Source organism: uncultured Planktosalinus sp. (genome assembly GCF_963973675.1).
Lineage (GTDB): Bacteria > Bacteroidota > Bacteroidia > Flavobacteriales > Flavobacteriaceae > Planktosalinus.
The window spans coordinates 1-4,172 of sequence record NZ_CAXBAN010000241.1; the positions used below are offsets into that span (position 1 = coordinate 1).

Below are 4,172 nucleotides of genomic sequence, written 5' to 3' on the forward strand. Positions count from 1 at the left end.
TATAAAATATGACATTGAAGCACGCGACGGATTGAAACGCGGTGTGGATGCATTGGCCAATGCAGTAAAAGTAACCTTAGGCCCAAAAGGAAGAAACGTAATTATCAGTAAATCATTCGGCGCGCCACAGGTAACCAAAGATGGTGTGACCGTTGCAAAAGAAATTGAACTGGAAGATGCCCTTGAAAATATGGGTGCTCAAATGGTCAAAGAAGTTGCTTCAAAAACGAACGACCTTGCCGGTGACGGAACAACCACTGCCACTGTTTTGGCGCAAGCCATCGTAAAAGAAGGTTTGAAAAACGTAGCAGCCGGTGCCAACCCTATGGATTTGAAACGAGGCATTGACAAAGCTGTTGAAGCCATTGTTAAGGACCTTGAAAAGCAAACCACCAAAGTGGGCAATTCTTCAGATAAGATAAAACAGGTCGCTTCTATTTCAGCAAACAACGACGATGTGATTGGCGAATTAATTGCTGAAGCATTTGATAAAGTAGGAAAAGAAGGTGTCATCACTGTTGAGGAGGCCAAAGGAACTGAAACCTATGTTGATGTGGTAGAAGGTATGCAGTTTGACCGAGGTTACCTTTCCCCTTACTTTGTTACCAATTCAGAAAAAATGAATGCTGAGCTGGAGAACCCCATGATCCTTCTTTGTGATAAAAAAATATCCAATATGAAAGATTTGCTTCCGGTTTTAGAACCGGTGGCACAGCAAGGCAAATCATTGCTTATCATTGCAGAAGATGTTGATGGAGAAGCACTGGCAACACTTGTAGTAAACAAACTAAGAGGTTCCTTAAAAATAGCTGCTGTAAAAGCGCCCGGTTTTGGTGACAGAAGAAAAGCCATGCTGGAAGATATCGCTATCTTAACCGGAGGTACTGTAATTTCAGAAGAAAGAGGATTTACTCTTGAAAATGCTACTGTAGACATGTTAGGTACTGCTGAAACAGTAACTCTTGATAAGGATAATACGACCATCGTTAATGGAGCCGGTAGTAAAGATGCCATCAAAGCGCGTGTAAACGAAATAAAAGCACAGATGGAAACCACTACAAGCGACTATGACAAAGAAAAGCTACAAGAACGTTTGGCTAAATTAGCCGGTGGTGTTGCGGTATTGTATGTAGGTGCTGCTTCAGAAGTGGAAATGAAAGAGAAAAAAGACCGTGTAGACGACGCTCTTCACGCTACCAGAGCTGCCGTGGAAGAAGGCATCGTTGCCGGTGGTGGTGTTGCATTAGTAAGAGCCATTGCTGTATTACAAAAGTTAACCACTGAAAACCTGGACGAAACCACAGGTGTTCAGATTGTAGCCAAAGCAATTGAATCACCCTTACGCACCATTGTTGAAAATGCCGGTGGAGAAGGTTCTGTTGTTATCGCAAAAGTACTGGAAGGCAAGAAAAATTACGGTTTTGATGCCAAGACTGACACGTATGTAGACATGTTGAAAGCAGGAATCATTGACCCTAAGAAGGTAACACGTATCGCATTGGAAAATGCCGCATCAGTTGCCGGAATGATTTTAACTACAGAATGTTCATTGACTGACATCAAAGAAGAAAACGGCGGTGGCGGAATGCCGGCCGGAATGGGCGGTGGTATGCCCGGAATGATGTAGTCCTCCCCCAGCCCCCTCCTAAAGAGGGGGAGTATAAAATCATATTGTAAAAAACGCCTCTTCAAAAATTGAAGAGGCGTTTTCTTTTAGTATAGATAATAAAGTTATTTAATGCTCATCAACCACTGCTTCATCCCGATACTTACAGCAAGCATGAATGCTGTTATATGCTTTTTCTGTTGCCGTTATCTTTTCGGTGTCGTGACCCACATCAGCTACCCGTTGGTGAATGGTATCCAAACTTGTTTTACGCTCATCATAAATAAGGGAAAGCATATGGGTTTGTACATCCCATACCGCTGATTTTACGCCTTTGGTTTTGATGGCTGCTTTTTCAATGCGTTCTTTACACATCATGCATACGCCATCTACTTCAATAGTGGCTTTGGCATTTTTGTCCTGCGCCTGAAGCTGTACTCCAAACATCATTATAACTACAATTAAAACAATTTTTCTCATAATCTTTTTTGTTTTATAAATTTAAAAATATTTTCAAACTTTAAGCCTTGAGTTTACGGTCCAAAGCTTTTCATTAGTGATTCTTAGCTATACCACAAAGTTACGCAAAGGAGCACAAAGGGCCATAAAGTATAAATACATTCCAGTTAGTATTACACATACTCACCTCTCATCACTACTTTAAAGTTTCCACCGCAATCCGGCGTAATACATGCTTCCAAAAACCGGTCCATAAACAAAAGTCGTGTCAAAATAATCACCGAAAGGATCCTCTGCTCCTATAATCGGATTATTTTGTCTCACATTGGTAATGTTTTCACCGCCTGCATAGATCTCAAACTTCGGACTGAATACTTTGGTAATTTGAGCATTCAGTGTTTGTAATTCGGCTGTAAATTTGTTTCGGCGAAAGGTTTCAGGGTTTGAGGTGGAATTTGGAAACCGTTGCCGGCTCAACCAATTGTAAGTCGCATCAAAACGCCACTGCGACCCTTTTTCCGTAAGCTTGGTTTCAAAAGCGGCATTGGCAAAAAAGCGGTGTTTGGGTGTCAATGGTTTTTGTAATGTTCCTTCCAGGTAATCGGTTTGCACATCAAACAACCGGTAAGACAGCCTAACATCCACCCGTTCTGCCGGGCTAACATTCACTTCCGTTTGAAAGCTGTTGGCATAACTTTTCCCTTCCAGGTTGTAAAAACGGATTTGCCGGGGGTCTTCCCAGTCGGCGACCACCTGGTTGCGGAAATCGGTGCGGTAAAAATCAAACACGATGTCAGCATCCCTATTGAAAAGCCGGAATCCCTGCATAAAAGAAAGACCGTAATTCCAGGCATCTTCAGCATCCAGACCATAAAAATTACCTCCGGTATCCAAAATGGAAATCGCTCTCGAAGAACCAAAAAGCTGTTGGTTTTCAGCAAAAATACTGGGTGCCCTTACTCCCCTGCCAAACGAGGCCTTTAAAGACGATTTTTCCCAGGGGGTATAGCGCATATGAAAACGGGGCGTGATAAATGTGCCTATTAAATTGTGGTGGTCTACCCGAACTCCGGCCGTCATTAACAAATCACCGAGATTGTCATAGGCATATTCAAAAAAAGCTCCTACTGAATTTTCAGTGCGATCATAGTTTTCCGTGAGGACGTTTTCGTCATAACGGTCGTAGGTAAAACTTAGGCCTGTTTTAAAATTGTGTCGGGAATCGCCAATGATGGAGTTGAAATTCAAATTGGAATACAAACTTTCGTGCTGTATGTCATAGATTTTCAACCCAAAATAGGAATCCTGTTTATGGTGACTGAAAGCCCCTTGAAACCCAATAGACTGGTACGGGATTTCCGGGAACACATAGCCCAGTTTCAACACAGCTTCGGCACGGGTGGTTTCAATTTCGGCGCCCCAGGCATTGGTGGTCAATTTATCGGTATCCCGATTGAAATCCACCTGTCCTGTTTGTTTGTTGTCTGTCAAAAACCGGAGGTTCAAGAAGCCCACCCATCCTTTTTCCTCATCGGTGTACTGCCAGCGGTTCATCACATTGAGTTGTTGTTGCAAGGGGTTGTCCAGAAAGCCATCGTCATTCATATCATTTTTGGTTTCCCGAAGGTTTCCGTGCAGGTACAAACCTGTGTACCAGTTGTTATTGAGTTTAAAGTTTAAATGGTTATTGAGTTCCAACCGACCGTCTGCACCAACGTATGCATTGAGGAAGAAGCGTTCGTCGGTAGATGGTTTTTGCAATTCGGCATTGATTTGCCCGGCGATGCTTTCATAGCCATTGATCACGCTACCGGCGCCTTTTGAAATCTGTATGCTTTCCACCCAGGTCCCGGGGATAAAACTCAGTCCGTATGCTTGTGATACCCCGCGAATGGTAGGTATGTTTTCTACAGCTATCAACGTATAGGGGCTGGTCAATCCCAGCATTTTAATCTGGCGATTACCGGTGAGGGCGTCGGGAAAATTGACATCGATGGACGGGTTGGTTTCAAAGCTTTCGGCAAGGTTGCAGCAAGCTGCCTTTAGTAATTCGGCACTGCTTACATTGGTGACGTTTTGTGCCTGTAAATAGGAACGAAAGGCCGTT

At 43.3% G+C, this 4,172-nt stretch carries 3 protein-coding genes; 1 reads left to right on the forward strand and 2 read right to left on the reverse strand.

All coding sequences use genetic code 11. The annotated features are described in order from the left end of the window. The first annotated feature begins 1 nt into the window (after position 1). Positions 2 to 1,627, forward strand: a complete 1,626-nt coding sequence (gene groL, locus AACY61_RS09705; RefSeq protein WP_339611374.1) for a chaperonin GroEL — start codon at positions 2 to 4, stop codon at positions 1,625 to 1,627. Between the two features lie 108 nt (positions 1,628 to 1,735). On the opposite strand, the gene AACY61_RS09710 is transcribed toward groL, so the two are convergent. After that, the gene (locus AACY61_RS09710) at positions 1,736 to 2,086 is read right to left on the reverse strand and encodes a heavy-metal-associated domain-containing protein (protein WP_339611375.1); all 351 of its coding nucleotides are present in this window, start codon (positions 2,084 to 2,086) and stop codon (positions 1,736 to 1,738) included. A 180-nt stretch (positions 2,087 to 2,266) separates the two neighbouring features. Then, on the reverse strand, positions 2,267 to 4,172 hold a 1,906-nt coding region (locus tag AACY61_RS09715), incomplete at its 5' end, for a TonB-dependent receptor (RefSeq protein ID WP_339611376.1).